The 25110-nt window shown below is 67.9% G+C and carries 32 protein-coding genes; 23 read left to right on the top strand and 9 right to left on the bottom strand.

Features of this window, described 5'->3' with window-relative positions; genetic code table 11:
• The first annotated feature begins 8 nt into the window (after nucleotides 1-8).
• Together ACNTAO_RS03360 and ACNTAO_RS03365 are read left to right on the top strand one after the other, a co-directional pair.
• On the top strand, nucleotides 9-1142 hold the full coding sequence (locus tag ACNTAO_RS03360) for an SPFH domain-containing protein (protein ID WP_435160537.1): 1134 nt from the start codon (nucleotides 9-11) through the stop codon (nucleotides 1140-1142).
• Between the two features lie 196 nt (nucleotides 1143-1338).
• Entirely contained in the window at nucleotides 1339-1956 is a 618-nt protein-coding gene (locus ACNTAO_RS03365; RefSeq protein WP_435160538.1) for a winged helix-turn-helix transcriptional regulator, read from the top strand.
• 54 nt (nucleotides 1957-2010) lie between these two features.
• On the opposite strand, the gene ACNTAO_RS03370 is transcribed toward ACNTAO_RS03365, so the two are convergent.
• The 3 genes from ACNTAO_RS03370 to ACNTAO_RS03380 all read right to left on the bottom strand — a co-directional run bounded on the left by ACNTAO_RS03370 (nucleotide 2011) and on the right by ACNTAO_RS03380 (nucleotide 3905).
• Complete coding sequence (locus tag ACNTAO_RS03370) at nucleotides 2011-2265, bottom strand: DUF7123 family protein (RefSeq protein WP_435160539.1); 255 nt, start codon at nucleotides 2263-2265, stop codon at nucleotides 2011-2013.
• A 144-nt stretch (nucleotides 2266-2409) separates the two neighbouring features.
• On the bottom strand, nucleotides 2410-3060 hold the full coding sequence (locus ACNTAO_RS03375; protein ID WP_435160540.1) for a DUF84 family protein: 651 nt from the start codon (nucleotides 3058-3060) through the stop codon (nucleotides 2410-2412).
• The gene (locus ACNTAO_RS03380) at nucleotides 3024-3905 is read right to left on the bottom strand and encodes a helical backbone metal receptor (RefSeq protein WP_435160541.1); all 882 of its coding nucleotides are present in this window, start codon (nucleotides 3903-3905) and stop codon (nucleotides 3024-3026) included. The genes ACNTAO_RS03375 and ACNTAO_RS03380 overlap by 37 nt, the downstream gene beginning before the upstream one ends.
• A gap of 216 nt (nucleotides 3906-4121) precedes the next feature.
• Between ACNTAO_RS03380 and ACNTAO_RS03385 the strand changes: the two genes are divergently transcribed.
• The 19 genes from ACNTAO_RS03385 (at nucleotide 4122) to ACNTAO_RS03475 (ending at nucleotide 19082) form a co-directional block, all read left to right on the top strand.
• Nucleotides 4122-5093, top strand: a complete 972-nt coding sequence (locus tag ACNTAO_RS03385; protein WP_435160542.1) for a transcription initiation factor IIB — start codon at nucleotides 4122-4124, stop codon at nucleotides 5091-5093.
• Nucleotides 5094-5132: 39 nt separating this feature from the next.
• A complete protein-coding gene (locus ACNTAO_RS03390; protein ID WP_435160543.1) occupies nucleotides 5133-5546 on the top strand; it encodes a DUF7994 family protein in 414 nt (137 codons plus the stop codon).
• 24 nt (nucleotides 5547-5570) lie between these two features.
• On the top strand, nucleotides 5571-6314 hold the full coding sequence (locus tag ACNTAO_RS03395; RefSeq protein WP_435160544.1) for a type I 3-dehydroquinate dehydratase: 744 nt from the start codon (nucleotides 5571-5573) through the stop codon (nucleotides 6312-6314).
• Between the two features lie 75 nt (nucleotides 6315-6389).
• On the top strand, nucleotides 6390-6998 hold the full coding sequence (locus tag ACNTAO_RS03400) for a trimeric intracellular cation channel family protein (protein ID WP_435160679.1): 609 nt from the start codon (nucleotides 6390-6392) through the stop codon (nucleotides 6996-6998).
• A gap of 71 nt (nucleotides 6999-7069) precedes the next feature.
• Nucleotides 7070-7474: a DUF4864 domain-containing protein gene (locus ACNTAO_RS03405; RefSeq protein ID WP_435160545.1), complete on the top strand. Its 405-nt coding sequence runs from the start codon at nucleotides 7070-7072 to the stop codon at nucleotides 7472-7474.
• The gene (locus ACNTAO_RS03410) at nucleotides 7471-7956 is read left to right on the top strand and encodes a metalloprotease family protein (protein ID WP_435160546.1); all 486 of its coding nucleotides are present in this window, start codon (nucleotides 7471-7473) and stop codon (nucleotides 7954-7956) included. Before ACNTAO_RS03405 ends, ACNTAO_RS03410 begins: the two co-directional genes overlap by 4 nt.
• Nucleotides 7957-8031: 75 nt before the next feature.
• On the top strand, nucleotides 8032-8985 hold the full coding sequence (locus ACNTAO_RS03415) for a rhomboid family intramembrane serine protease (protein WP_435160547.1): 954 nt from the start codon (nucleotides 8032-8034) through the stop codon (nucleotides 8983-8985).
• A 10-nt stretch (nucleotides 8986-8995) separates the two neighbouring features.
• Entirely contained in the window at nucleotides 8996-9859 is an 864-nt protein-coding gene (locus ACNTAO_RS03420) for an endonuclease V (RefSeq protein WP_435160548.1), read from the top strand.
• An 80-nt stretch (nucleotides 9860-9939) separates the two neighbouring features.
• Nucleotides 9940-10956, top strand: coding sequence for an aldo/keto reductase (locus ACNTAO_RS03425; protein ID WP_435160549.1), 1017 nt, complete (start codon nucleotides 9940-9942; stop codon nucleotides 10954-10956).
• A gap of 92 nt (nucleotides 10957-11048) precedes the next feature.
• The gene (locus tag ACNTAO_RS03430) at nucleotides 11049-11486 is read left to right on the top strand and encodes a hypothetical protein (RefSeq protein WP_435160550.1); all 438 of its coding nucleotides are present in this window, start codon (nucleotides 11049-11051) and stop codon (nucleotides 11484-11486) included.
• Nucleotides 11487-11529: 43 nt separating this feature from the next.
• Nucleotides 11530-12570, top strand: a complete 1041-nt coding sequence (locus tag ACNTAO_RS03435; protein WP_435160551.1) for a zinc-dependent alcohol dehydrogenase family protein — start codon at nucleotides 11530-11532, stop codon at nucleotides 12568-12570.
• A gap of 77 nt (nucleotides 12571-12647) precedes the next feature.
• Nucleotides 12648-12920, top strand: coding sequence for a DUF7385 family protein (locus ACNTAO_RS03440; protein ID WP_435160552.1), 273 nt, complete (start codon nucleotides 12648-12650; stop codon nucleotides 12918-12920).
• 153 nt (nucleotides 12921-13073) lie between these two features.
• A complete protein-coding gene (locus ACNTAO_RS03445) occupies nucleotides 13074-13787 on the top strand; it encodes a cob(I)yrinic acid a,c-diamide adenosyltransferase (protein ID WP_435160553.1) in 714 nt (237 codons plus the stop codon).
• Nucleotides 13787-14137, top strand: a complete 351-nt coding sequence (locus ACNTAO_RS03450) for a DUF8152 family protein (RefSeq protein ID WP_435160554.1) — start codon at nucleotides 13787-13789, stop codon at nucleotides 14135-14137. The genes ACNTAO_RS03445 and ACNTAO_RS03450 overlap by 1 nt, the downstream gene beginning before the upstream one ends.
• An 8-nt stretch (nucleotides 14138-14145) precedes the next feature.
• Nucleotides 14146-15804, top strand: a complete 1659-nt coding sequence (locus ACNTAO_RS03455; protein ID WP_435160680.1) for a cobyric acid synthase — start codon at nucleotides 14146-14148, stop codon at nucleotides 15802-15804.
• 32 nt (nucleotides 15805-15836) lie between these two features.
• Nucleotides 15837-16496 (top strand): metal-dependent transcriptional regulator, encoded by a 660-nt coding sequence (locus ACNTAO_RS03460; RefSeq protein WP_435160555.1) that lies wholly within the window; start codon nucleotides 15837-15839, stop codon nucleotides 16494-16496.
• A gap of 62 nt (nucleotides 16497-16558) precedes the next feature.
• Nucleotides 16559-17251, top strand: a complete 693-nt coding sequence (locus ACNTAO_RS03465) for a LysE family translocator (protein WP_435160556.1) — start codon at nucleotides 16559-16561, stop codon at nucleotides 17249-17251.
• A 97-nt stretch (nucleotides 17252-17348) separates the two neighbouring features.
• Nucleotides 17349-18401, top strand: a complete 1053-nt coding sequence (locus ACNTAO_RS03470; RefSeq protein WP_435160557.1) for an NAD(P)-dependent glycerol-1-phosphate dehydrogenase — start codon at nucleotides 17349-17351, stop codon at nucleotides 18399-18401.
• Between the two features lie 45 nt (nucleotides 18402-18446).
• Nucleotides 18447-19082, top strand: a complete 636-nt coding sequence (locus tag ACNTAO_RS03475) for a DUF420 domain-containing protein (protein WP_435160558.1) — start codon at nucleotides 18447-18449, stop codon at nucleotides 19080-19082.
• Between the two features lie 53 nt (nucleotides 19083-19135).
• Here the strand turns inward: ACNTAO_RS03475 and ACNTAO_RS03480 are convergent, their stop codons facing one another.
• Nucleotides 19136-20440: a M28 family peptidase gene (locus ACNTAO_RS03480; protein ID WP_435160559.1), complete on the bottom strand. Its 1305-nt coding sequence runs from the start codon at nucleotides 20438-20440 to the stop codon at nucleotides 19136-19138.
• 117 nt (nucleotides 20441-20557) lie between these two features.
• Here ACNTAO_RS03480 and ACNTAO_RS03485 point away from each other — a divergent pair, with 117 nt between their 5' ends.
• Both ACNTAO_RS03485 and ACNTAO_RS03490 read left to right on the top strand, forming a co-directional pair.
• Nucleotides 20558-21331, top strand: a complete 774-nt coding sequence (locus ACNTAO_RS03485) for an NAD(+)/NADH kinase (RefSeq protein WP_435160560.1) — start codon at nucleotides 20558-20560, stop codon at nucleotides 21329-21331.
• Between the two features lie 14 nt (nucleotides 21332-21345).
• On the top strand, nucleotides 21346-21789 hold the full coding sequence (locus tag ACNTAO_RS03490) for a DUF7313 family protein (RefSeq protein WP_435160561.1): 444 nt from the start codon (nucleotides 21346-21348) through the stop codon (nucleotides 21787-21789).
• A gap of 198 nt (nucleotides 21790-21987) precedes the next feature.
• On the opposite strand, the gene ACNTAO_RS03495 is transcribed toward ACNTAO_RS03490, so the two are convergent.
• The 5 genes from ACNTAO_RS03495 to ACNTAO_RS03515 all read right to left on the bottom strand — a co-directional run bounded on the left by ACNTAO_RS03495 (nucleotide 21988) and on the right by ACNTAO_RS03515 (nucleotide 25107).
• Entirely contained in the window at nucleotides 21988-22923 is a 936-nt protein-coding gene (locus ACNTAO_RS03495) for an RNA-guided endonuclease InsQ/TnpB family protein (RefSeq protein ID WP_435160681.1), read from the bottom strand.
• Between the two features lie 33 nt (nucleotides 22924-22956).
• On the bottom strand, nucleotides 22957-23310 hold the full coding sequence (locus ACNTAO_RS03500; RefSeq protein WP_435160562.1) for a hypothetical protein: 354 nt from the start codon (nucleotides 23308-23310) through the stop codon (nucleotides 22957-22959).
• A 279-nt stretch (nucleotides 23311-23589) separates the two neighbouring features.
• Nucleotides 23590-23862: a DUF7314 family protein gene (locus tag ACNTAO_RS03505; RefSeq protein WP_435160563.1), complete on the bottom strand. Its 273-nt coding sequence runs from the start codon at nucleotides 23860-23862 to the stop codon at nucleotides 23590-23592.
• A 4-nt stretch (nucleotides 23863-23866) separates the two neighbouring features.
• Entirely contained in the window at nucleotides 23867-24298 is a 432-nt protein-coding gene (locus ACNTAO_RS03510) for a DUF7315 family membrane protein (protein WP_435160564.1), read from the bottom strand.
• A 20-nt stretch (nucleotides 24299-24318) separates the two neighbouring features.
• The gene (locus ACNTAO_RS03515) at nucleotides 24319-25107 is read right to left on the bottom strand and encodes a cytochrome b family protein (protein ID WP_435160565.1); all 789 of its coding nucleotides are present in this window, start codon (nucleotides 25105-25107) and stop codon (nucleotides 24319-24321) included.
• Nucleotides 25108-25110 lie beyond the last annotated feature (3 nt).

Genomic DNA, 25110 nt, shown 5'->3' on the forward strand with positions numbered 1-25110 from the left:
ACAGGTGTATGTTATCGTTCCTCCTGCAGGCCGGGTTCGGACTGGCCGGTGTCGGGCTCCTCGTGCTCCTCCTCGCGGTCGTCACGATCTGGCAGTCCGTCGCGATCGTCGACGCGTACGACAAGGAGGCGCTCACCGTCTTCGGCGAGTTCCGGAAGCTGCTCGAACCGGGGATCAACTTCATCCCGCCGTTCGTCTCGCGGACGTACGCGTTCGACATGCGGACACAGACGCTCGACGTGCCGCGACAGGAGGCGATCACCCGAGACAACTCGCCGGTGACGGCCGACGCGGTCGTCTACATCAAGGTGATGGACGCGAAGAAGGCGTTCTTAGAGGTCGACGACTACAAGAAGGCCGTCTCGAACCTCGCACAGACGACGCTTCGGGCCGTCCTCGGCGACATGGAGCTCGACGACACGCTCAACAAGCGCCAGGAGATCAACGCGAAGATCCGACGCGAGCTCGACGAGCCGACCGACGAGTGGGGGATCCGCGTCGAGAGCGTCGAGGTCCGCGAGGTGAATCCCTCGAAGGACGTTCAACAGGCGATGGAACAACAGACGTCGGCGGAGCGTCGTCGTCGCGCGATGATCCTCGAGGCACAGGGTGAACGACGCTCGGCGGTCGAGCAGGCGGAGGGTGACAAACAATCGAACATCATCCGCGCGCAGGGCGAAAAACAAAGCCAGATCCTCGAAGCACAGGGCGACGCCATCTCGACGGTGTTGCGCGCGCGCTCGGCCGAGTCGATGGGCGAGCGCGCCATCATCGAGCGCGGGATGGAGACGCTCGCCGAGATCGGCCAGGGCGACTCGACCACGTTCGTCGTGCCACAAGAGCTCACCAGTCTCGTGGGCCGCTACGGAAAGGGCCTCTCGGGCTCGGACGCCCAACAGATGGAGGGACTCGAGGGGCTCGAGTTCGACGACGACACCCGCGCGATGCTCGGCCTCGACGACATCGACGAGATTCTCGGTCAGATCGACGAGGCGGCCGAAATGGACGTCGAGGAGCTCGAACAGGAGGCGGAGGCGGTAAAGAGCGGGTCGGGAGCGAACATCCGGTCGGCAGACGAGGTCATCCAAGAGATGGACGAGGAGGTTCCCGACGGCGAGGTCGAGCGGGCCGAAGAGGAGTGAGCGGGCCAAAGAGGAGTGAGCGGGCCGAAGAAGTACGAGAGACCAGTCAGTGCCAGCGGCGGTGGCCGCTGTCGGTGAGGTGAACCGATGTCAGCGGAGACTACCGCTAGTGGGGTGTGAGCCGGTCGAAATCGATCGTTTTCATCGCGATGAACCCGGCGAAGCCCTTTTTATTCACCCTGAAGTATCGACGAGTGTGACGGACGAGGTCGACGAACGAAAGCGGCGAACGCTTCGACAGTTCGCCGCGGTGGGGGCCGCAACACCGCTCGTCGGGACGACGAGTGCAGCGGCTGCTGCGGGGGACGAAGCGCCCAACGAGACCCGAGAGGCGATCCGCGGGTACGTCGCCGCCACGCCGGGCGTTCACTTTTCCAAGCTTCGCGACGACCTCCACCTCGGGACCGGCGAGACCCAACACCACTTGCGGCGACTCGAGCGAGGCGGGATCGTCGAGTCACACAAAGAAGCAGACTACCGGCGCTACGTCCCTGCCGGTCGGTTCTCCGACCGCGAGCGGCGGACGCTCAGGGTGTTGCGCCGGACGACACCGCGACGGGTGGCGATCGCACTCTTGCGTGACCCCACGGCGACCGGCGCGACCCTCGCCGAGCGGCTCGGTGTCTCACGGTCGACGATAAGTGCGGCCGCAAGCACGCTGGCCGAGGCCGGGATGCTCGACCGCACCGACGGGTACGAACTGGTCCAGCCGGAGACGACGCTCACGCTGCTCGTGCGATACGCGGACTCCTTCGACGACGAGACGGTCGCACTCGCCGACGACGCGGCCTCGATCATCACGCACGACCCGTGACTGGCGGGTGCGTCGGCTCGCCGTCGGCAGGTCGTCGACGGTCGCGGTCCAGGCTCAGGCGGTGACCATCCACGTCGTTCCCGAGGAGTACCCCCACTTTTCGACGTCGAGTTCGTCCGCGGCTTCGACGACCGCACGCATGTTCGCGCCGACCTCCTTGGCCGAGAGGCCGAGGTCGTCGGCGATGAGTCGCGACTTGAAGTAGGTCTGGTCGTCGACGTGAGCGCGAAGGTACTCGAGGATGCGAGCCTGCGTCGTCGAGAGTCGGGCGTAGTCGGCCGCCGCGGGCTCCGTGTGTGCCGTGCTCATACCGATCGGAACGGACGGACGGGTCAAAAGCCGGTTGGTACGATCGGTTAACCCGTCGTCTTCGTGCGGTTTGGGCCGCGCCCGACGGCGGAAGACCGACCGTGGACACCCCGTGTAGGTACGGACGGCGAATCCGCCGCGCGTTCAGTACAGTGGTGAGACGAAGCGGCCGAGTGCACCCGCGACGGCGACGGCGAGCGCGTCGGCCCGGTCGACGGCACCGGCGGTCAGGGCCGCCGCGGCGCCGCCACGTCTCGCGACGCCGGTCGTGTCGAGGACGTCGTCCATCACGGCTCCGAGCTCGGAGCCGTCGTCGAGTCGCGCGGCGACGTCTGCGGGAAGTTCGATGCTCGGCCCTGCGGCACGGCCAACGTGATCGCCGTCGTCGACGGCCGCCCACATCACCAGGTACCGGCCGTCGATCCCGTCGTAGGTGGCGACGCCGCCCTCGAGACCGACGCCGAGATCGTGCGGGCCAGCTTCGAGGACCGCTGCGGCGCGGTTCACGGCGCCCGTCGCGGTCTCGGCGTGGCCCGTCGGCTGGTCGCTCACCCCGGAGGGAACCGGAACGGCCTCAACGGCCGGTATCCGGTCGTCGTCGTCGTCGGGTGCGCCAGCCGGGCTGCCGTCGACCCCGTCGACGGCCGACTCGGGTTCAGCGTCGGCCGCGAGCCAGGCGAGCGCCCGGGTGGTCGCTCGACGCTTCGCCGGATTGCCACTCCCGACGCCGATGCGTCGGTCGTGGAGCGGCGCTGGGATCACGACGGCCCCGTCGAGTCGAGTGCGGTCGTACACGAGTCGGGCGACGGTGCGTCGATTGGTGCCCGAGGGTCGGCCGCCGTCGGCGGCCCAGCGGGGACCGAGTCGGGGTCGACGACCCCGAAGAGCCCGGCGAGTCGCTCGATGCCGACGACGAGCACGGGGCTCGGTTGGTTCAACAGCGAATCGTCGATCACGTGCACCGGGGCGTCGACCCAGTCGCGCTCGGCGACGGTCGCCGGGTCGACCCGCTCGCCGTGCCCGCACACGTGGACGACGACGTGGTCGGGGTCGGCAGCCGCGACCGCCGACGGGTCGACCTCGCGGGACCGCGCACCGGCCTCGACGAAGGGGTAGGTGCCACCGGCTGCGGCGACCGCGTCCGGAACCCAATTGCCCGCTGCCATCGGCGGGTCGGACCACTCCTCACAGTAGACGACGGGACGCGGCCGGTCGGCAGCGGCCGCGGCGACGCGGTCGAGCCGTGCGCGAGCGGCCGCGACGAGTCGGTCCCCTGCGGTCGGCCGGTCGACCGCCTCGGCCCGGGCGCAGAACCCCGTGATGACGTCGTCGAGCGTGGCCGGCTCCCGATGAGAGACCGGGAGCCCGCGCTCGCGACACTCGGCCGCCACCTCGGCTTGTAGGCCGTCGCTCGTGAACACGACGTCGGGAGAGAGCGCTTCGACGCGATCGAGTGCAGGCGTCGTCCAGCCGCCGACGGCGACCGGCGACGCATCGTGTGCGGACCCGGCGGTCGCCGGTGGGTCACAGCGGTGGGTGACGCCGACGAGACACTCGGCCGCCCCGAGCGCGGCGAGCGTCGCGGTCGCACTCGGGGCCAGCGAGACTACACGGAGTGGGTCCGAGCGGGTGGCAGTCATGACGCGAGCGTTGGGTACGAGTCCTCGAAAGCGTTCGGTTCGTGGCGGGGGACGTCGACGACCAGCCCCGATCGACCGCGTCCGCGCGGCCGGCGTGAGGGATCGTGATATCCGCCGACCGCGCCGGGAGTCGTTTCGGGTCTTTTAAGTTACGTTCTGCCGTCTACCTGGTAAGACTGCTCCCGTGCGTTTTCGATTACGGGCAGACAGATAGCCATGACCGAACGACTACATACCCGGGGGAGTCGCGCCCGCGGAGAGACCGAAGAAGAATCGGACCGAACCGACGAGACGCTGCGGTGTCCAGAGTGTGAGGGGCGCGTCGTCACCGACGAAGAACACGGCGAGACCGTGTGTGAAGACTGCGGACTCGTCGTCGAGGCGGACTCCGTCGATCGCGGGCCGGAGTGGCGCGCGTTCGACTCGCGTGAGAAAGACGAGAAGTCTCGCGTCGGCGCGCCGACGACGAACACGATGCACGACAAGGGGCTGTCGACGAACATCGACTGGCGGGACAAAGACGCCTACGGCCGCTCGCTCGGCGCACGCCAGCGCCAGAAGATGCAGCGGCTGCGCAAGTGGAACGAACGCTTCCGTACGCGCGACTCGAAGGAGCGCAATCTGAAACAGGCGCTCGGTGAGATCGACCGCATGGCGAGCGCGCTCGGCCTGCCGGACAACGTCCGTGAAACCGCCTCCGTGATCTACCGACGCGCGCTCGACGAGGACCTCCTCCCTGGCCGCTCTATCGAGGGCGTCTCGACGTCGTGTGTGTACGCCGCCGCCCGAATGGCGGGCGTCCCGCGCAGCCTCGACGAGATCGCCGACGTCTCTCGCGTCGAGAAAGCAGAGATCGCGCGGACCTACCGGTACGTCGTTCGCGAGCTCAAACTGGAAGTAAAGCCGGCGGACCCCGAACAGTACGTGCCTCGGTTCGCCTCGGACCTCGAACTCTCTGAGGAGTCGGAGATGCGGGCGAAAGGCCTCCTGAAGAACGCGAAAGAAAAGGGCGTGCACTCCGGAAAGTCGCCGGTCGGGCTCGCCGCCGCCGCCGTCTACGCGGCCGCGCTGTTGACGAACGAGAAGACGACACAGGCCGCGGTTTCTGCGGTCGCCGACATCTCCGAGGTCACCATCCGCAACCGCTACCACGAGCTGCTCGAGGCCGAAGACGGCCTCGTCGCGTGACGCGGGAGAGCCGATCGGTCCCGTCGTGAGTCACGAATGATGCACATCCGCGACGTCGTCTCCGGGCTCTCGGTACTCGCCGTCGCCGGCTGGTTCGCTCGTACCACCGGCACCGGTGGTGGACGACCGGCGCTCGTCGTCGCCGTCGCCGGGTGTGTCGTAGCAGGGGGTGCGTACCTCGCTGCAGCGGTCGTCGATGCGGAGCAACACTCCATCGCTGGCGTCGGGATATCTCACGAGCGGGCGCGCGGCCTCGCCACCGCGAGCCTCGGGGTCGCCATCGTCGCACTCGGTGCCGACGGCCTGGCAGACGGGCTCGACGCGCTCTCGGCCGTGTTGATCGCCGGTGGGTCGCTGGCCGCAGCCGCCGGCTGGCTCCGCGTGCGACGCGGACGGTCGGCTCGTTCCAGACCGGACGCGAGCGAACAGCCGAATCCAGACGACGAGAGCTAAGTCGACGCGGGGACACGGTCGCGTATGTTCGAGGAGTTCGTGCTGGCGGCGAGTACCGACACGCTGGCGACGGCGGCTCGGGCCGACGCTGCCGACGCGGTCGAGTTCCGGATGGACCTCGCGAGCGATCCGCTGGACCAGCTAGCCGCCTACGAGGGCGCGCTGCCGCTCATCGTAACCAATCGCGCGGCGTGGGAGGGCGGTTCGGCCGAGGGACCGGCCCGCTACGACGCGCTTTCGGCGGCAGTCGACCACCCCTCCGTCGTCGCCGTCGACGTCGAACTCGCCGCGCTGGCCGGCACCCTCCCGGCCGACGGGTCGATAGACGCGGCGACAGCGCAGTCGCGTGCGAGTGCACTCCGGTCACGGGCGCGGGAGGCGGGCGTCGAGGTGGTAGCCTCCGTCCACGATTTTGAATCGACGCCGGCCGTCGACGAGCTCGTCGACCGGCTCGCGACCGCGGCAGCAGCCGGCGACGTCGGGAAGCTGGCGACGACCGCGAGAGACCGCGGCGACGCCCTCGCGATGCTCCGCGCGACCGACCGGGCGACCGCCGCGGGCCACCGGGTGGCGACGATGTGCATGGGCGAACCGGGACGGCACACCCGTGCGGTCGCACCGGTGTACGGGTCGGTGATCGGCTACGCGCCGGTCGTGGCTGCCGAAGCCACGGCTCCTGGGCAGTATCCGCTCGACACGTTGCGGCGGCTCGTCGACGACCTTCGCGGCGCAGCCGAGATGGGTGACTACCCCGAACCCGAGCACTGAAACCCGTCGGGGACCGACGCGTACACAGTGACTCACGCGGTACTCGTCGTCCCGACGCCCGACCCGTTCGCGGTGATGAACGCGGTTGGGCTGGTCGCGTTCGCGCTCGTCGGGGCCGCGAAGGCGATCCGCGAGGAGTTCGACCTGTTCGGGATCGGTGTCGTCGGACTCTCGATGGCGTTCGCCGGTGGGGCGACCAGAGACGTGCTCGTGGGACGGATTCCGCTGGTGTTGCGGTCGCCGAGCGAGGTCGCGCTGGCGCTCGTCGGCGTCGGGGTCGCGATCGGACTGAGCGCCGTCTTAGCCTCTCCGGACGACCACCCGGTCACGCTCGTCTCGGACGCGATCGGGCTGGCGGCCTTCGCGACGACCGGCGCCATCGTCGCAACCGAGGCTGGCGTCTCCGCGTTCGGCGTCGTCGCCATCGCGACGATCAACGCGGTCGGCGGCGGCGCGTTCGCAGACGTGTTGCTCGACCGCGCGCCGTTCATCCTCTTCGACGACTTCTACGCGACGTGTGCGCTTCTCGGCGGTGTCACCTACTGGGGGGCGACGACGGCCGGCACGGCGGCCGGAACCGCGGTCCTCGTCAGTGCAGGCGTCACCGTCGGCACGCGGTTGGTCGCGGTCGCGCGGGGGTGGCAGCTCCCGACGGCACAGTGGCTACATCGCCGAGGTCGATGAGACGGGCCAGCCGGCGGTGCCGAGACAGCTTGAAGTGGCCCGAGCGCGTGACGCACGTACTCACGCGTGCTATGGACGACTCATCGTATCCAGTCGAGGGGCTTCCCACACCGGACCCGTCGCGGGGACCAGGTGCCGTCGTCGAGACGCAGCTCACGGCGCTGGCAGACAACGACGCGCCCGTCGAGAACGCCGGGATCAAGACGGCGTACAACTTCGCGTCGCCGGCGAACCGCCGAGCGACGGGTCCGCTCGACCGATTCATCGAGATGGTCGAGGGGCCGCAGTACGCCCCAATGATAGACCACGTGTCGGCCGTTACGGGACCCGTCGAGCGGGACGGCTCACGGGCCACACAGCGCGTCACGCTCACCGGACCGCGAGGCCGAACCGTGACGTACCGGTTCGGCGTCTCGAAGGGAGCTGACGGCCCGTTCGACGGCTGCTGGCTCACCGACCGCGTCGTGCTGGAATGACGAGGCGGTCGCCGTCCAGTCCGCGACGCCGCGTCGCCCGAGCCCTCGTCGCGCCGATCGTGCTCCCGCACGAGCTGGCTCACGCACTCGTCGCGCGCGTCGCCGGACTCGACCCCACGATCGAGCTCCTCCCGCGGTGGGAAGGACAGAGCGTCCCGCTCGGCCGGTTCGACGCCGTCATCGACGCGACGACACCGACGTGGGTGATCCGTGCGGTCGCGGTCGCCCCCGCGCCGATATCGCTCGGCGTCGCCGTCATCGTCCGAGCGACGGGGACGCTCGAGGGCGTACTCGCCGTGCCACTGGTGCTCGCGCTGGGGTACACGGGGAGCCTCTCCGGCGGTGACATCGCCGTGATCGTGAACCCGACCGCGGCACAGGAGGCCGGCAGATTCGTCGTCCCACCGACTCGATGGCAGGCGTTGTCGATCGTCATCGCACCCGCGACGACCCTCGCGGTCGCAGCGCTCCTGGTCGGCTGACGGGAGTGCGTAGCCGTGTCGGGTCGCGACGCCGAGAGCCAAACCGCTTTACCAGCCCCGGCGTAAGTGTGCGTAATGGCGACGTGCGACGAGTGCGGGGCGTACGAGAACCTCCCGTACCAGTGTCGACGGTGTGGGCAGACGTTCTGTGCGGATCACCGCCTGCCGGAGAACCACGACTGCCCGGGGCTCGCCGAGTGGAACGACCCGGGCGGCGTGTTCGACAGCGGCTTCGACGACAGCGTCCAGGCCGAATCCAGCGCCGACGCGGGTGGTATCGTCGACCGGCTCAAACGCCGCCTCGCTCGCGAGCGGGGGACCGGCGGTATCGCGGGCTACGTCCGCGGAAACGCGACGTACGTGTTGCTCGCGGCGATGTGGCTCACGTTCGTCGCACAGTGGGCCGCACTGCTCGTCGGCGGCACAGAGCTCCACAGCACGCTGTTCGTGCTTCGTTCTGACGCCCTCGGTAACGTCTGGACGTGGGTGACGTCCGTCTTCTCACACTCGCCGACGGGGCTGTTCCACATCGTCGGCAACAGCTTCGTGCTCTTCTTTTTCGGACCGCTCGTTGAGCGCGCGGTGGGCTCGAAGCGGTTCGTGGGGTTCTTTCTCGTGGCGGGCGTTCTCGCCGGGCTCGGACACGTGCTGTTCGTGCTCGCGACCGGTGGGGTCGTCGGCGTTCTCGGCGCGAGCGGGGCGACGTTCGCGCTCTTGGGCGTGTTGACGATCTGGCGGCCGAACCTCGAGGTGCTGCTGTTTTTCGTCGTCCCGATGAAGCTCAAGTACCTCACCTGGGGGATCGCGATCGTCTCGGCGCTGCTCGTGGTGCAGTCGGGTGCGGGCGGCGTCGGCGGCATCGCCCACGTCGCGCACCTGATCGGCTTCGCGATCGGCCTCGCGTACGGCACGCGCAACGAGGACCTCGCGAGCCGAGCGGGCGGGTCTGGCGGTATCCAGATGGGCGGGGGACGGGTGCGCGGTCCCGGCGGTCCGCGGGGGCCGGGTGGACCAGGGGGACGACGGTGAATTCGATCCGATGACGCTCGCGCGTCCGTCGTTTCGACCGGATCCGAACCGCACGCGCGACGAGATGATCGCGCTCCAGCGCGACCTGGCGGCCGTCGCGACGTTCGGCGACGACCACGACTGCACGCCCGCGTCTGTCGCCGTCGACGGGGCCGCCTCCCTCACGAGTGGGCTCCCCGAACCGGACTCGGATGCCGGCGGTCCGAGCGACCCGGTCGTCGTAGGCGTCGACCAGGCGTTCTGTACCGACCGCGACGACGAGCCCGACACCGCGGTCGCTGCGGCCGTCGCGATGCGCGGCGGGCGCGTGATCGAGTACGCGAGCGCGGTGACGCCGGTCGCGATCCCGTACGTGCCCGGACTGCTCTCGTTTCGCGAGGGCGAACCGATCCTCGCCGCACTCGAGTCGCTCGCCGTCGCACCCGACCTCCTCGTCTGTGACGGCTCCGGACGGATCCACTACCGCCAAGCCGGACTCGCGACCCACGTTGGGGTGACCGTCGGGTGTCCGGCGGTCGGCGTCGCGAAACGGCTGTTGTGTGGCACCCCCGAAGAGTCGGTCGACGAACGGCCTGCAGGCTGGCGGACGCCGATACGCGCGGACGACTCGGTAGAGCCGGTGGGCGACGCCGACGACGAGCGCGCGGAGCCGCCGGTGATCGGGTACGCCTACCAGTCGCGTCAGTATCCCAACAGCAAGCGGGTGAACCCGTTGTACGTGAGTCCCGGCCACCGCGTCTCAGCGGCTGCCGCCGTCGACCTCGTCGCGGCCCTCTGTGCCGGCTACAAGCTGCCGGAGCCGACCCGACTCGCCGACGCTCACGCCGACCGCGTGAAGCGCCGGCACGAGGAGCGCCAGCACGAGGAGCGCTGAGCACCGCCACCCCAAGAGCCGCCGCGGCGTCGGGAGCCGCAACGCGGACGTTTTTGTTCGATGCCGCAGAATCGAGTCGTATGGATTACCGACAGCTCGGGGCGACCGGGACGCGCGTCTCGGAGCTTTGTTTCGGCACGTGGCGGTTCGGCCGACGAACCGGAGGCGTCCTCGAAACCGACGAGACGGCCGCACACGAGCTCCTCGACGCGTTCGCCGCGGGTGGCGGCACGTTCATCGACACCGCGAACATCTACGGCGAGCCGAACGGGACGAGCGAGGAGTACATCGGCGACTGGCTCGAGACGCGCGAGCGCGACCGGTACGTCCTCGCCTCGAAGGTGTACTTCGAGTTCGACGAGGCGAATCCCAACGGGTCGGGGCTCTCACGGACGCACATCCGCGATCAGATCGAGGGGACGCTCGACAGACTCGGGACCGACTACCTCGACCTGTACTACGTCCACCGCTGGGACGAACACACGCCGATCGAAGAGACGCTCTCCGCGCTCGATGGGCTCGTCGAGGACGGCCGCGTGAACTACCTCGGCGCGTCGACGATGGCGGCCTGGCAGCTCACGAAGGCGCTCTGGACGTCGGACGTCAACGACTACGCGCGCTTCGACGTGACCCAGCCGTTGTTCCACGCCGGCTACTACGAGGACGTCGAGCCGTACCTGGACGTCGCCGCCGACCAGGACCTCGCGGTGTGTCCGTACTCGCCGCTCGCCGGCGGCTTCCTCACCGGGAAGTACACCAGGGCCGACCCAGAAGACCCGAAATCGGTGCGCGCACCCGACGGCTCCCGTGGGAGTTTCGACGAGCGGTTCGAGCGATTCTACCTCTCCGAGCGGGGCTGGAAGGTGCTCGAGACGGTGCGGGAGGTCGCCGACGAGCTCGACGCGACCCCGGCACAGGTGGCACTGCGGTGGCTGATGGACCAGGAGGCGTTCACCTGCGTCCCGATCGTGGGCGCACGGACCGTCAACCAGCTGGAGGAGAACCTCGGTGCGACCGCGGTGTCGATGAGCGAGGCCCAACACGACCGGATCACCGACGCCCGCTACCGCGAGGACGGCCGGCGCTGGGGCCACTGACCCTGCCGATCGTCGACCCGACCACTCACCAAGGCGATCGTCGACCCGACCACTTACCAGGCTCGCGACCGTGTGTACGATACTTCGAACTGATGGACCAGACAGACCCTTCACCGCCACGATCCGACGACTCGGACGACCGCGTGCCGGGCTCGTGTGGGGCGTGTGCGGCCGCGATGCGGTCTCCCACGCGCAGTGAGCTGTCCTTCCTGCTGTTGGACCACCTGACCGTCCCGCTCGTCGGCTGTACGGACCACGTCGAGCGGTTCGCGTCGGTGTGTGGATACACGACGGCGGATTCCGCGACGGTCGTCGAGCACCGGCCCGCAGGCGGCGTGAGCTGTCCCAGCTGTCGGCTCGTGCCGTACAGCCCAGACCAGCTCGTCGTGCCGGTCGAGTCGGGGGCGGTCGGCGTGCTTGCCTGTCCGGAACATCGCAGTGAGCTGGTCGAACGGTTCCACGCTGGGCTCGAGACCCGCCGACAGCTCAGCATCGACCCGACCGAATCCACCGGCCACGTCGGCCGCTAGGACGCTCCGTCACGCCTATCCGTCGACTCGCCGTACGGTCGATATGCGCGCAGCTGTCTTTCACGGGCCAGGCGATATTCGGGTCGAAGACGTCGAGAAACCGGCGCTTCGGGCGCCGACGGACGCGATTGTCCGCGTTACACACACAGCGATCTGTGGATCTGACCTCTGGTTCTACAACGGTGACAGCGATCGAGAAGCGGGCTCGCGGGTCGGTCACGAGCCGATGGGAATCGTCGAGGCCGTCGGCGACGAGGTGCGCCGGGTCGAACCCGGTGACCGGGTCTTCGCACCGTTCGTGATCAGCTGTGGACGATGTGAGTTCTGTCGGCGAGGCCTCCACACCTCCTGTGTGAACGGCGATTCGTGGAGCGGTGCCAACGGCGGGGCACAGGGAGAGTACGTGCGAGCGCCGCACGCCGACGGCACGCTCGTACGCGTCCCCGACCGCTACGCGGACGACGAGGACGTGCTCGAGTCGGTGTTGCCGCTCACGGACGTGATGGGAACTGGTCACCACGCGGCCGTCAGTGCCGGCGTCGAACCCGGGAGTACCTGCGTCGTCGTGGGCGACGGCGCAGTCGGGCTCTGTGGCGTCCTCGCTGCCAACCGACTGGGAGCCCGTCGGATACTCGCCGTCGGTCATCATCGAGACCGACTCGACCTCGCCAGCGACTTCGGGGCGACCGAGACGGTGCTCGGCGACGAGACCGCCGCAGTCGAACGCGTGCTGTCGACGACGAACGGCGGTGTCGACCACGTGCTGGAGTGTGTCGGCGCGGCGTCGTCGATGGAGACCGCCGTCGACGTCTGTCGGCCCGGTGGCACGGTCGGGTACGTCGGCGTCCCGCACGGCGTCGACGAGGCCGGACTCGCGCTGACGGACTTCTTCCGCGACAACATCACGCTCCGGGGCGGTGTCGCACCGGTGCGAGCGTACGCCGATGCACTGCTCGAAGACGTCCTCGGCGGAACGCTCGATCCCGCGCCGATATTCACCGAGACCGTCGACCTCGACGGTGTTCCCGAAGGGTACCAAGCGATGGCCGACCGCGAGGCGCTGAAGGTGCTCGTCGAACCCTGAGCGGCCACGCGTGAGCCGACAGGCGAGATCGTAGGGGCGCGGATCGGATTTATGTTCGCGGCCGCAAATCATGGTCTATGAGCGACGAGAACGCGGCTGGAGCGATGTCGGCCGAGGAGTTCCGGTCGCTGACCGACGGGCTGGTTCGCCAGGGGTCCGGTGGCGGGACGACGGTGTACAAGAACGCGGCGGGCGTCGGCTGTCCCAACCCCGAGTGCGACCTCGGCGTGTTTCAGACGCTGTTCGTCAGCGACCACGGATGGCAACGGATCGGCGCGACCCGCGAGGGGATCGAGTTGTGTATCTGTAACACCGAAGACCGCAGACTCGTCTTCATTCACGACGAGTGACCGCGACGACCGGGCCGGGCCGATCGACCCACGCCGGGTGGACCGACCAGCCGAGACCCATTGCCGGCGGGCCGGCTCACGGGAGCCCAGCCAGTGGAGACCCAGCCTACGGGGGACCGCACTCATAAGCCCGTCGGCCGCCAACGCCGTCGCATGACGAACGACGCCGACCAGCCGGCCGACGCCGACGACACCAGCGCACAGACGCGACAGCACACCCCAGGACGCGGCGTCTCCCCGCCAGCGAGTCCGATCGAGGCGAGCGCACCCGAGGAGTTCGGCCTCGTGCAAGCGTGGTGGGGTGACGGAAAAGGAAAGACGACGGCAGCGCTCGGGATGGCTGCCCGCGCGGTCGGCCACGGGTACCGGGTTCACATGCTTCAGTTCATGAAAGGCGGGGCAGACTCCGTCGAGGCGGTTCGCGGCGAGTACAACGCGATTCGTGCACTGCCTGGCTTCTCGTACGAAAACACCGGTCACTACGGCTGGCATGGACTCGCGGACGGTTCCGCAGATGACGACCACGAGCGCGATGCGCGCGCCGGACTCGAGCGAGCTCGTGAACTCGTCGACGCCGCCGCGGAGGCAGCCCTCGAGTCGCCAATTCCGCTGGACGCCGAGCCAGAGGCGGGAGTACACATGCTGATCCTCGACGAAGTGCTCTACGCCGCCGACCGCGAGCTCGTCACGCCGGCGGAGGTCTGTGACCTGATCGACCGCGCGCCCGAGCAGCTCGAACTCGTGCTCACCGGGAGTCACACGCGACCAGCGTACCTCGAGGGCGTCGCAGACCTGATCACCAACGTCCGCAAGGAGATCCATCCCATGGACGCCGGCCAGCGCGCCCGCAAGGGGACGGAGTACTGATGACTGGCGACGACGTCGACGCAGACGACGACGCCGACGATCCGTCGACGCGAGCCGCGGCCGCCGAGGCACTCGCGTCACACCTCGTCGCGACGGAGACCCGGCCGGTCGACCGGGAAGCGGGGTGGCGACTCGGTGAGGCACAGGCGCTCGCGGAGGCCATCACACCGGAAGAAACTGCTGCGTCTGTCGTCCGCGACACCGCCGGCGAGGTCGAGACGTTACTCGCCGCGATCGACGAGACGGGCGACGAGGCGGCCGACCGCCACGTCGACGCCGCGATCTCACTGGCCGCGAGCCTCGCCGCGGGAGCGTGGGACACGGACGACACTGTGGACGAGCCGTCGTGAAAGACGACATGCCCGATGGATCGGCCACGCCAGGGCGAACCCTGCTCGTCGCAGGCACTGCCTCGCACGTCGGAAAGTCGACCGTCGCCGCCGGGCTCTGTCGACACCTCGCGGACGCCGGGGTGGCCGTCGCCCCGTACAAGGCACAGAACATGTCGAACAACGCCCGGGCGGTCTCGACTGCACCGGGTGCCGACGTCGACGCCGCGTTCGGCGAGGTGGGGATCTCCCAGTACGTCCAGGCCCGAGCGGCTCGGGTGACGCCACAGACCGATCACAATCCGGTGTTGCTCAAGCCCCGGGGCGAAGGGGAGAGCCAGCTCGTCGTGAACGGACAGGCGCTCACCCACGCGTCTGCGGCCGACTACTACGGCGGACGATGGGAGACGGCCCGCGCGGCCGCGGCCGCAGCCCACGAGCGACTCACCGCCGACGCCGACGTAGTGGTCGCCGAAGGGGCCGGGTCGATAGCCGAGATCAACCTCCACGACCGGGACTTGGCGAACGTCGAGACGGCGCGGGCGTTCGGCCGGGCGGGAGACGAGTCGACGGACGGGCCTCACGTCGACGTGCTGCTGGTCGCAGACATCGAGCGTGGAGGCGTTTTCGCGTCGATCGTGGGGACGCTCGAGCTCCTGCCGGCCGACGTCCGCGACCGAGTGGCCGGCGTGGTGATCACCAAGTTCCGCGGGGACCGGTCCCTCCTGACCCCGGGTATCGAGGCCCTCGAAGAACGAACTGGCGTTCCCGTACTCGGCGTGCTCCCGTACGACGACCCGGGGCTTCCAGAAGAGGACAGCGTCGCACTTCCCGCCGCCGGCGAGCGAGTCGTCCGCGGTGACGAACACGAGGCCGACGAGGTGGTGACCGTCGCCGTCCCACGGCTGCCGCGCATCTCGAACGCGACGGACGTCGAGCCGCTCGCGGCCGAACCGGGGGTGCGAGTCGCGTACGTGCCGCTCGACGACCCGCTCGAGGACGCCGACGCGGTCGTGCTTCCGGGCACGAAGAACACCGTAGACGACCGCCGCGCCTGCCGTGCGGCCGGCCTCGACGAGGCGCTTCGTCGATTCGACGGCCCGATCGTCGGCCTCTGTGGGGGGTACCAGCTCCTCGGCGAACGGATCACGGGTGCCGACGTCGAGAGCGCGGCCTCGGACGCGCCACGGGTAGTCGACGGGTTCGGCCTGCTCCCCGTCGAGACGGCCTTCTCGGCCGAAAAGCGGGTCGTGGCCACGGAGCTTCAGGTCGACCCCAGAGCAACCGACGTCGTCGCCGGGGGAACGGCGAGCAATGGGGAGGCGATCCCCGTGACCGGCTACGAGATCCACATGGGAGAGACGAGTCGATGTACCGACACTACCTCGGTCTCGACGCCCGTGTCTGATCCCGACGCCGATCGCGAGGGTGTCGCGCTCGGTGCGGCAGCGCCGGACGTGTTCGGGACGTACCTCCACGGACTGTTCGGGAACGACGGGTTTCGTCGTGGCTTCGTCGCGCGCGTTCGCCAGCGAGCCGGAATGTCGCCGGCGAGGCCCGAAAACGGCGGGTCACGGACACGTTCCCGCGATCCGATCGATCGTGCGGCACAGCTCGTGTGCGAGCACGTCGACCTCGAGGCGCTCGGGTTGCCCCCTCTGACGTCCGACTCGACCACGGGTCGGTAGGTATTTGCCTCGCCTCCGACTACGGCCGACGAATGCTGAGTGACGTGATGGAGGACTACCTGAAGGCCGTCTACGTGCTTCAGGCGGAGGAAGGGCCTCCCGTCTCGACGTCCACCATCGCGGAGTACCTCGACAAGAGTTCGCCGTCGGTGACCGACATGATCGGGAAGCTGGCGGACCGGGGGCTTCTCGACCGCGAGCCGTACCAGGGCGTCGAGCTCACGGCCGAGGGCGAGGCGGTCGCACTCGAGGTCGTCCGCCACCACCGCCTGATCGAGGCGTTTCTCGCCGACCAACTGGATTACGACTGGAGCGACGTCCACGACGAGGCCGACGCGTTAGAACACCACATCTCCGAGGAGTTCGAACGACGCGTCGCCGACGCCCTCGACGACCCCGAGGTCGACCCACACGGCGACCCGATCCCCGGTGCCGACCTCGAGCCGATCCCGGAGTCCGGCGGGCGACGACTCGTCGACCACCCAGCGGGCGACCGGCTCGTCGTGACGCGCGTCTCCGACCGGGACGAGGCCGAGCTCGACTACCTCGCCGACGCCGGCATCACGCCGGGGACGACCGTCGAGGTCGTCGACGTCGCTCCGTTCGGCATGGTCACGGTGCAGACGCCGGCGGGCGAACAAAGCCTTCCTGCCGCCGTAGCGCGCTCGATTCGCGTCGAGGACGCGCCCTGACGGCCCACCGACGACCCTGCTGGCCACGGGATTTTTTACAGCGCCACCCGTTCCTGCGCGTCGTGAACACGGTCGGGACCCTCCTCGTCGGGGTGGTGTTCGGGTTAGCGCTCGCGGCGCCGCCGGGACCGATGAACGCGGTCATCGCCGAGGAGGCGGTGTTGCGCGGGTGGGTCGCGGGCACCAGGGCGGGACTCGGCGCGGCGACCGCCGACGCGATATTCTTCGTGCTCGCGTACCTCGGCGTCGTCTCCGTGGTGCGGTCGGTCCCCCGGCTACAGACGGCGATGGTCGCCGTCGGCGGCTGTCTGATGTGTTATTTCGCGGTCGGTGCGGCCCGCGGTGCGCGCGCGTCGTTTCGGCCGACGTCGGACGACGAGCCGCGCCTCGCCGAGGGACAGGGGTTCCGGAAGGCGCTCGCGCTCGCGCTCACGAACCCCTTCCAGGTGTTGTTCTGGCTCACCGTCGGCGTCGGCATGTTGCGCCCGGGCGAGCTCGACGTCCTCGCGCGGCTCCCCGTCGTCGGCACAGACCTCGCCGGGACGCTCGTCGTGGCGACCGGCTCTCCGGCCCTGCTCGGCGGGTTCTTCCTCGGCGTGCTCTCGTGGATCACGCTGTTTCCGGCGGGACTCGCCGCCGCAGAACGCCGAATCGAGACGGTCGCACCCGTCGTCGCCGTCGGCTCCGCGCTGGTGCTCGCCGGGTTCGGTGTGTTCTTTCTCGTCGACGCCGCGACGACGGTCCTCTCGTGGTGAGCGACGGTGCCGTCGTCGTGGTGCTCGAGACACGTTTCGGGCGACGGTTACGGCGGCGAGGAACAACGGCTTTCCCCGCCCGGCGTGAGATGCCGGTATGTTCGAGAAGTCGACGTGGATCAAGCTCCCACGCACCGTGCTCGTCGGCCACGACGTCGTCGGCGACCTCGGCACCGCGGTCGACGAGCTCTACTTGAGCGGCCGGCCACTCATCGTGACGAGCCCGACCCCGGAGTCGATCGCCGGCGACCGCGTCCGCGCGCAGTTCGACGACCCTGAGACCGCGGTCGTCGAGTCCGCGTCCTTCGACGCGGTCGAGTCGCTCAAAGAGACCGCAGAGGCGGTCGATCCAGGGTACCTGATCGCGCTCGGCGGCGGCAAGCCGATCGACATCGCGAAGATGGCCGCCGACCACCTCGGCGTCGGCTTCGTCTCGGTCCCGACCGTGGCCTCTCACGACGGGATCGTCTCGGGTCGGTCGTCGATCCCCGAAGGGGACACCCGTCACTCGGTCGCTGCCGACCCGCCGCTGGCGGTCGTCGCGGACACGAGCCTGCTCGCGGAGGCGCCGTGGCGGCTCACCACCGCGGGCTGTGCGGACATCATCTCGAACTACACTGCGGTGAAAGACTGGCGGCTCGCACACCGGCTGCGCAACGTCGAGTACAGCGAGTACGCCGGGGCCCTCTCGGAGATGACCGCGGAGCTGCTCGTCGAGAACGCCGACCTGATTCGACCTGGCGTCGAGGAGTCATCGTGGGTGGTGGTGAAAGCGCTCGTCTCCTCGGGCGTCGCGATGTCGATCGCGGGGTCTTCGCGGCCCGCCTCGGGCGCAGAACACCTGATCTCACACCAGCTCGACCGGATCGCTCCCGGGAAGGCGCTGCACGGCCACCAGGTGGGCGTCGCCGCGATCGTGACCGAGTACCTCCACAGTGGCGAACACGGCGAGTGGGCTGCGATCCGCGACGCGCTCGCCGAACTCGGCGCTCCGACGACCGCGGGCGACCTCGGCGTCGCCGACGACGAGCTCATCGCCGCGCTCACCACCGCCCACGAGATCCGCGACCGGTACACGATCCTACAGGGCGGGATCACGGAAGCGGCCGCGATGGAGGTCGCGACGGCGACGGGTGTCGTCGAGCGGTGAGGCCGGGCTCGAAAGGACGATAACGGTCCCGTTCGTACCGGAGGTATGTCCACCGTCACCGTCCGCGATCGGGCAAAAAGGCGGACCCGCGAGATCACCGTGTTGCTCACCGTCGTCGGGTACGGAGCCGTCCTCGGAGCGTTCCTCGTCCCCGAGTTCCAGGCGCTGTTCCCGGAGCTGACGCGGGGACAGGTCGACCTGCTCGCACACGCGATCGCCGTCGTGAACACGATCACGATCGGAACGCTCTCGCTCGGGTGGTACTGGATCCGCACCGACCAGGTCCGAAAACACGCCGCGGCGATGGTCTCGTCGTTCGCGCTCATCCTGATCTTTCTCGGAATGTATATCCCGAAGGTGGCCGGCGGTGGCACGAAGTACTTCGTCGGCCCCGACCCGGCGTACTACGCGTACCTGATCATGCTCGCCGTCCACATCGCGCTCTCTATCCTCTCGGTGCCGGTCGTGCTCTACGCCATCGTCCTCGGGCTCACCCACACCGAACACGAGCTTCGGACGCAGACGCCCCACCGAACGGTCGGCCGGATCGCCGCGAGCGCGTGGCTGCTCTCACTGGTTCTCGGCGTCGTCGCGTACGTCCTGTTGAACCACGTCTACGACTCGACGTTCCGCGCCGCCGAGACGGCCGCGGTGATGCTGCCGGCGCTGCCGGGGGTCTGAGTGTCCGGTCGCCTGAGTGTCTGCGTGTCTCCCGTCGGCGCTTGAGCTGAGACTCAGTACGGCCAGTCGCCGATGATCCGCATCCCCTCGGCGAGGTCCTCGGCTTCGAGCTGTTCGGCTATCGACGTCGGATCGCGGGGAGAGATCGTCGTCGAGTCGGCGGCCAGTTCCACGACCAGCTCGGTCAGCAGTATCGATTGTTCGCGGACGGTGCGCGGCTCGAGTTTGTCGAGCGTGTCGGCGAACGTGTGCCCCCAGCCGCGTCCCTCGTCGCCCGTCTCGCTCATCACGTGGATTCCCGGCACGCCCCACTGGACGTACGGCCAGTGGTCGCTGTGCGGCCCGAGCTGTGGGACCGTCGTGATCGGGTGATCGAACCGCTCTGCGACCGTCGTCGTGGCCGTCTCGAGCGTCTCGAACCCGTGTGTGTACAGTCGGAGCGTACGGCCTCGCCCGACGCCGTCGTTGTTCACGATCGCCTTAACCGTCCCGTGATCCCGCGCGTCGGCGTCGTGACCGGATCCCACGAGGCCGACCTCCTCGGCGCCGTACACGACACAGTGGACGCGGGTGTCGAGCTCGTCCTCGCGGGCGGCGAGCGCGCGTGCGACCTCGACGACGACGGCGGTCCCAGCGCCGTTGTCGCCGGCGCCCTCGGCGATGTCATGGGCGTCGACGTGACTCGTGAGCAGCACGGCTTCGTCGGTGTCGGGACCGACGTCGGCGTGCACGTTCTGGCTCGTCGCGTCGTGAATCGTCGCGTCGACGCGGACCGTCACCGGTTCGCCGGTGAACCGTCGGCCGAGTCTGGCACCGACCTCTTTCGAGACGCCCACGGCCGGGATCTCGCCGATCGGTGACGCCTCCGTGCCGACGCTTCCGGTCGGCGGGAGACACCCCTCGACGTGGTTGCGGAAGACGAACCCGGCCGCGCCGGCCTCGACGGCGTAGTAGTACTTCTCGCGGCGGTGGACGAACCGGTCGTAGTGGTCGGGCACGTTCGAAGCGACCATCACGACACACCCCTCGAGGTCTGCGTCCTCGAAGTCGGTCGGGAGACCGTAGCCGAGGTCGACCAGCTCGCCCGTCACGGTCGTCGACGGACTTCGCGGGAGCGCGATGCTGTCTTGGGTCGTCTCTCCGGCCTCGACCGCCGATGACCCCCGCGTCCACCCCTGGACGTCGAAGGGGTCGAGCCGGACGTCGCGGGCGCCGACCGCGGCGAGCGCCTCGCGCGTCGCCTCGGCCGCTCGGCGCTCACCGTCGCTTCCGGCCATGCGGTTTCCGATGTCGACGAGGGTCTCCAGGTGGTCCCAGCCGACGTCGCTCGTGAAGGCGTCACCTATCCACGTGCTCATGGGTGACACGGTCCGTCCGCGGGCGGATTGAGCGTTTGGAAAGCGGCCAGGCGCGTGGCCCGCGGCGGGTCACCCGAACCGGGACCTTTTCGAGCGTGCCGCACACACGCCTCACGCATGGAACAGCCGCCCACGCGCGTCGCCGTCGTCGGCGCCGACGCGTCGTTTCGACCGCGAGTGCGACGGGTCGTCGAGGACGCCGGGGCCACCCTCGTCGACCCGACCGCGGCCGACGCGCTCGTGGCGATCGGGACGGAGGCGGTCGGCGAGGCGGTCCGTGCGCGCGTGTCACCGGCCGGGTCGTCGGCTGCGGGCGACGCTCGACCGACCGTGGTGCCCGTGGTCGACGACGAGGGCGCGCCCGGCTCGACCGTACTCCCCGCCGTAGAGGGGCTGCTCGCCGCCGAGACCCGACGGGTCGAACATCCGGTCCTCTCGGTGGTCGGCGCGTCCGGGACGGCACGAGCCGCACTCGACGTCGCCGTGGTCACGGACGAGCCCGCCCAGATAGCCAGGTACGGCGTCGAACGGCCGAGCGGCCGGCACGTGTCGGTTCGAGCCGACGGCGTCGTGGTCGCCACGCCGCTCGGGAGTCGTGGATACGCCGCCGCCGTAGGAGGGCCACAGATCGACGCCGACACGGGCCTCGCCGTGGTCCCAGTGGCACCGTTTAGCACACAGAAGCCGGTCTGGGTCGTCGACGGTGGCGTACACGTGGGACTCGAACGTGGCGACGGAGCCGTCGCGCTCGTCGTCGACGGCGAGCGCCGTTCGGCGGTCGAACCCGGTGAGACGGTCGCGGTCACCGTCACAGACCACGTCACCGTGGCGGTACCTACTCGACCGGGTGACGCGGCACACGCCGATCGGAAAGGTTCTAATAACCCGTGACCGGATGGATCGATATGGACCCACTGCAGTTCCTCGTTCCGCTCGGCTGGCTGTCGGCCGTCGGGCCGGCGCTGCCGTTCGCCATCTTCGTGATGGCGGTCGCGAACCTCGCCACCCGGCACGTCGCACACAGTCGCCACGTCGAGCAGGCGAGTGTCGGCGACAGCGTCGAGCCGTACGGGCCACACGCGTTCACGAACTTCGGTCTCGTCACGCTGAGTTTCCTCTTCGCGATCCACCAGCCCACCGGCGGCGCGATCCTCTCGATCCTCGCCGTCACGCTCGTGCTCGCCGACCTCTTCGAATTCGAGTCACGGAACGTCGAGGCCCGCAACGACATGCCGATCGAAGCGCCGAAGAGCGCCATCGTCACCTCGGCGCTCATCCTGCTGTACGCCGGCTACTACGCGTTCTTCTTCCTCGTCGCAGACGTCTGGAACCAGGCTATCCTCGCGTGAGAGCCGTCGCGGTCGACCGCGTTGTCCACTCCTGTCGATCACCGCTCGTGAGCCATAGTCGGTCAGCGCAGATGCTCGCCTGCGAGTGATCGAACGCTGGTGCCGAGAGCGTGTCGGCGACTAGCTGGCGTCCTGAGACCAACATAACAGATGGTCGCTCAGTACGGATCGTCGAAACGCCGAGTGAACTACCCCTGCCTACTCGCTCGCGCTGACGCGCTCGCTCCTTGAGGCAGGGGCTTCCGTCGAAGGTTCCTCCATATCCGAGAGGCTTATTCGACGCGGGGCGTCCACAGCCCGCTCTACACCCTCCTCGGACTCGAACAAGTCCGAATTGGGCTTACCTGTGGCTTTTCGAGCCATATTCACCGCACCGTTTACGTCGGCATTGTAGCGCGTCCCGTCCGATGCCTCGAACAGTCCACGCCCGACACGTTCGCCAACGTACTCGTCGTGGTGTTCGACGGCTTCCTCGTCGTAGAATGAGCATTTCGACGTGTGGGATTCAGGCACTAACTCGAACGCGATACCTCGGGTTTCGAGTTTATGCTTCAACTTTTGTTTCAATTTGTCAAACGGAATCTGGACGAAATTCTGGTTCGTCCTATCCCCAAGTTTCACGTTCTGCTTCCAGCCTTTCCCGTCACCGACGTACACCCTCTCGATACGGTTTTTGATGCAGTAGTCGGTGATGGTACGAACCGTCTTGTTAAGGTAGTCGTTGACGACGTACCGACGCTTCTGATGCAGTCGTTCAAGACGACGAGTCGTGCCCTCGATACCCTGTTTGTCCTTAATGGACTGGTAGTGGGCGAGTCGTTTGTTGAACCACCGATTTTGGGATTTGAGTTGCCGACCGTCCACGATGAACGAGTGGCCTCGATGGTCAACGCACGTCGCCAGATTGTCCACGCCAAGGTCGATACCGAGCCACGACCCATCGACTGTCTCGACTTCCTCTACATCTTGCTCATACAACACACGGTACTCGAAGTATTGCGCGTCGGCCTTCGGAAGAATCTGGACGCGCTTGATGTTCGCGTCCCGTACCTCGTCGTAGGTGAACGGGATTTGAATCTCGGTCAGGTCACAGTCGAACTCGTCGCGGTATGCTCGCGGGATACCGAGCCGGATATAGTCGTCTTTGACCTGAAACGACTGCGACGGCTATTCCAGCGTGTAGAATCCGTCTTTTGGCAGGTACGACGGAGGACTCACCTCGGCGTCGTACTTGTTCTCGCGCTTTTTCTCCACGAGATTGAAGAACGACTTGAAGCCCCTATCGACCTGCTTCATCGTCTGTTGAGCGACCTGACTTGGGAGTACCTCGTAATTCCAGTTTGTCTTCAACTGGTCGTAGGCGTCGTAGTAGTTGAGGTACTCGCCGTTGTCGAAGTAGTGCTGTCGGACTTCGTAGAGCGTTTTATTATAGAGGTTTTTCGAGAGATGGCTCAGACCCCGCAGTACCTCGTACTCGTCGGCGGATAGCCCACGGAGGTTTTGCTGGAGCGTCTGAACCATTCTATTACACTATTTGTTAGAACAAATGTTAAATGTTGGATTCGGGGTGTTTTCTGGTGGATGACGGCGGGCGTATCCCCTCCCTACTGCGTCCTCAGAACGCTTTGCGTTCTGATGTGCGAACGAGAGCTTTGCTCTCGTTAACGCTACTCGGTCGCTTCGCTCCCTGCGTTGTCGTCCGAAAATCTCCGATTTTCGGGATCACGAGAATCAAAGATTCTCGAACGACTCCTTGAGGAAGGGGTCTTGCCCGCCTGCATTTTAGATAAGAACGCAGTCTCAGTTCGCGGCGTCTTCGCCGACGCTGTCACGGATCTGTCTAGTGATCGGGATGAGCACCCAGAAGGTGAGCGGCCCGAGGATCATCAGCCAGTAGAGTGCGTCACCGGTGAGCACGCCCACCTGGCCGTACACCGTCTCCACCCCTTCTGCGGGGTTCACCAGCTGGACGACCTCGTAGTAGGAAGGCGTCCGGTACCACGCGCCGAAGGTGATCCAGCCGAGGCCCCCGAGCGCGAACAGGGCCAGTCCTTTAATGAACTCGTCTGCCATTGGTTTACCCTTCGGTGGAGTCCTCTTGAGGCTTTCCCATTCCCTGAGCGCGGAACCGCGTTCCGAGCACGTACACCGCCGTTCCGAGCAGTATCGAGCCGACGCCGACGATCGCGAACGCGGCGGTCAACACGTCGTCGGGCGGGGTGACACCGACCCGTGAGAGGGCGTAGACGAGTATCCGACGAAGGATGCTCACCTGCAGCGTCGCCGCGTCGATCAGGATGAACCCCACGAGGTACGTCACCACTGCGACGAACGTCGACAACGCCGTGACGGTCTTGTACAGTGAGAGCGGGACGACGATTTCGCGGCCGTTCGGGCCAACGCGGGCACCGACCGGTTCGGTGCGCGGGTCGGCCTCGTCACCGGCGGCTATGGGGTCGCCGGTCGCATCCGTGGGCTGGACGTCGTCGTAGTCGTCGGACTCAGACATGAACAAAGCGGACGTGCCGATTACTTCGGCGGCCGCAGCATGAAGTAGCGACGGTTGAGGTCGTACATGTACCCTTCACGCATCGTCTTCAACACCGCGTAGGTGATGACCCCCGCGAGCACCGGGAGCATGAACGTCAGCGTGACGAGCAGCTCAAGCTCGAACGGGAAGAAGTTCTGGATGGCGAGCGCCGCCAGCGTGAGCGACAACACGACGCCAGCCATGCCGACGCCGGCCCAAAACGGCTCTTCGACCGGACGTCGCGCGTTCCCTTTGTTCAAGAACGGAACGAGTCCGATGAAGCCGAACAGGATGCCGTGTGCGACGATCCCCAAGAACTCGTTGCCGATGAGGATGTTGCCGCCGAGCACGGCGAGTTCCGGGTTCAACGGGTTGAGCTTCAACAGCCCGAACGACCAGTACAGGTACCAGTCGGGCAGGATGATAGCCGGGGTCGAACCCGGGTTCGCCGGGTGGCCGAAGTGCGGCGGCATGAGCGCCGCGATGAACAGCATCATTCCCACAAAGAAACTCGCGATAGCGAGGTTGCGGATCGTTTCGTGGGGCCACGTCGGGAAGCCGAGCACGTCGCGCTCGACGTACGTCGACTCCGCGCGGAGGTCTTCGTCCTCACGGCGGGATCGCTCGAAGTACTGGTACGTCAGCTGTGCGAGCCCTTGTGAGTGTTCTTTGCGCTCGGTCCACGACGGGGTTTCGTCGTCCGGTGGCACCGTCGCTGGGGCGCCGCCGTCGGTCCGTGCGCTCTCGTCGGTTCCGCCGTCCGTCATCGGTTCGGTGTCGTCGGTCATTGG

The organism is Halorubrum zhoui, assembly GCF_051194155.1.
Taxonomy (GTDB): Archaea; Halobacteriota; Halobacteria; order Halobacteriales; family Haloferacaceae; genus Halorubrum.

Excerpts from the sequence above, each read along its gene's own strand:
- ACNTAO_RS03460 (WP_435160555.1), top strand. The coding sequence starts at position 15,837 with ATGCTGAGTGACGTGATGGAGGACTACCTGAAGGCCGTCTACGTGCTT.
- ACNTAO_RS03515 (WP_435160565.1), bottom strand. The coding sequence starts at position 25,107 with ATGACCGACGACACCGAACCGATGACGGACGGCGGAACCGACGAGAGC.
- ACNTAO_RS03475 (WP_435160558.1), top strand. The coding sequence starts at position 18,447 with ATGTCCACCGTCACCGTCCGCGATCGGGCAAAAAGGCGGACCCGCGAG.
- ACNTAO_RS03410 (WP_435160546.1), top strand. The coding sequence starts at position 7,471 with ATGACGAGGCGGTCGCCGTCCAGTCCGCGACGCCGCGTCGCCCGAGCC.
- ACNTAO_RS03435 (WP_435160551.1), top strand. The coding sequence starts at position 11,530 with ATGCGCGCAGCTGTCTTTCACGGGCCAGGCGATATTCGGGTCGAAGAC.
- ACNTAO_RS03500 (WP_435160562.1), bottom strand. The coding sequence starts at position 23,310 with ATGGTTCAGACGCTCCAGCAAAACCTCCGTGGGCTATCCGCCGACGAG.
- ACNTAO_RS03380 (WP_435160541.1), bottom strand. The coding sequence starts at position 3,905 with ATGACTGCCACCCGCTCGGACCCACTCCGTGTAGTCTCGCTGGCCCCG.
- ACNTAO_RS03405 (WP_435160545.1), top strand. The coding sequence starts at position 7,070 with ATGGACGACTCATCGTATCCAGTCGAGGGGCTTCCCACACCGGACCCG.
- ACNTAO_RS03425 (WP_435160549.1), top strand. The coding sequence starts at position 9,940 with ATGGATTACCGACAGCTCGGGGCGACCGGGACGCGCGTCTCGGAGCTT.
- ACNTAO_RS03470 (WP_435160557.1), top strand. The coding sequence starts at position 17,349 with ATGTTCGAGAAGTCGACGTGGATCAAGCTCCCACGCACCGTGCTCGTC.
- ACNTAO_RS03415 (WP_435160547.1), top strand. The coding sequence starts at position 8,032 with ATGGCGACGTGCGACGAGTGCGGGGCGTACGAGAACCTCCCGTACCAG.
- ACNTAO_RS03440 (WP_435160552.1), top strand. The coding sequence starts at position 12,648 with ATGAGCGACGAGAACGCGGCTGGAGCGATGTCGGCCGAGGAGTTCCGG.
- ACNTAO_RS03400 (WP_435160679.1), top strand. The coding sequence starts at position 6,390 with ATGAACGCGGTTGGGCTGGTCGCGTTCGCGCTCGTCGGGGCCGCGAAG.
- ACNTAO_RS03430 (WP_435160550.1), top strand. The coding sequence starts at position 11,049 with ATGGACCAGACAGACCCTTCACCGCCACGATCCGACGACTCGGACGAC.
- ACNTAO_RS03370 (WP_435160539.1), bottom strand. The coding sequence starts at position 2,265 with ATGAGCACGGCACACACGGAGCCCGCGGCGGCCGACTACGCCCGACTC.
- ACNTAO_RS03395 (WP_435160544.1), top strand. The coding sequence starts at position 5,571 with ATGTTCGAGGAGTTCGTGCTGGCGGCGAGTACCGACACGCTGGCGACG.
- ACNTAO_RS03455 (WP_435160680.1), top strand. The coding sequence starts at position 14,146 with ATGCCCGATGGATCGGCCACGCCAGGGCGAACCCTGCTCGTCGCAGGC.
- ACNTAO_RS03505 (WP_435160563.1), bottom strand. The coding sequence starts at position 23,862 with ATGGCAGACGAGTTCATTAAAGGACTGGCCCTGTTCGCGCTCGGGGGC.
- ACNTAO_RS03385 (WP_435160542.1), top strand. The coding sequence starts at position 4,122 with ATGACCGAACGACTACATACCCGGGGGAGTCGCGCCCGCGGAGAGACC.
- ACNTAO_RS03420 (WP_435160548.1), top strand. The coding sequence starts at position 8,996 with ATGACGCTCGCGCGTCCGTCGTTTCGACCGGATCCGAACCGCACGCGC.
- ACNTAO_RS03450 (WP_435160554.1), top strand. The coding sequence starts at position 13,787 with ATGACTGGCGACGACGTCGACGCAGACGACGACGCCGACGATCCGTCG.
- ACNTAO_RS03445 (WP_435160553.1), top strand. The coding sequence starts at position 13,074 with ATGACGAACGACGCCGACCAGCCGGCCGACGCCGACGACACCAGCGCA.
- ACNTAO_RS03485 (WP_435160560.1), top strand. The coding sequence starts at position 20,558 with ATGGAACAGCCGCCCACGCGCGTCGCCGTCGTCGGCGCCGACGCGTCG.
- ACNTAO_RS03490 (WP_435160561.1), top strand. The coding sequence starts at position 21,346 with ATGGACCCACTGCAGTTCCTCGTTCCGCTCGGCTGGCTGTCGGCCGTC.
- ACNTAO_RS03480 (WP_435160559.1), bottom strand. The coding sequence starts at position 20,440 with ATGAGCACGTGGATAGGTGACGCCTTCACGAGCGACGTCGGCTGGGAC.
- ACNTAO_RS03390 (WP_435160543.1), top strand. The coding sequence starts at position 5,133 with ATGCACATCCGCGACGTCGTCTCCGGGCTCTCGGTACTCGCCGTCGCC.
- ACNTAO_RS03510 (WP_435160564.1), bottom strand. The coding sequence starts at position 24,298 with ATGTCTGAGTCCGACGACTACGACGACGTCCAGCCCACGGATGCGACC.
- ACNTAO_RS03360 (WP_435160537.1), top strand. The coding sequence starts at position 9 with ATGTTATCGTTCCTCCTGCAGGCCGGGTTCGGACTGGCCGGTGTCGGG.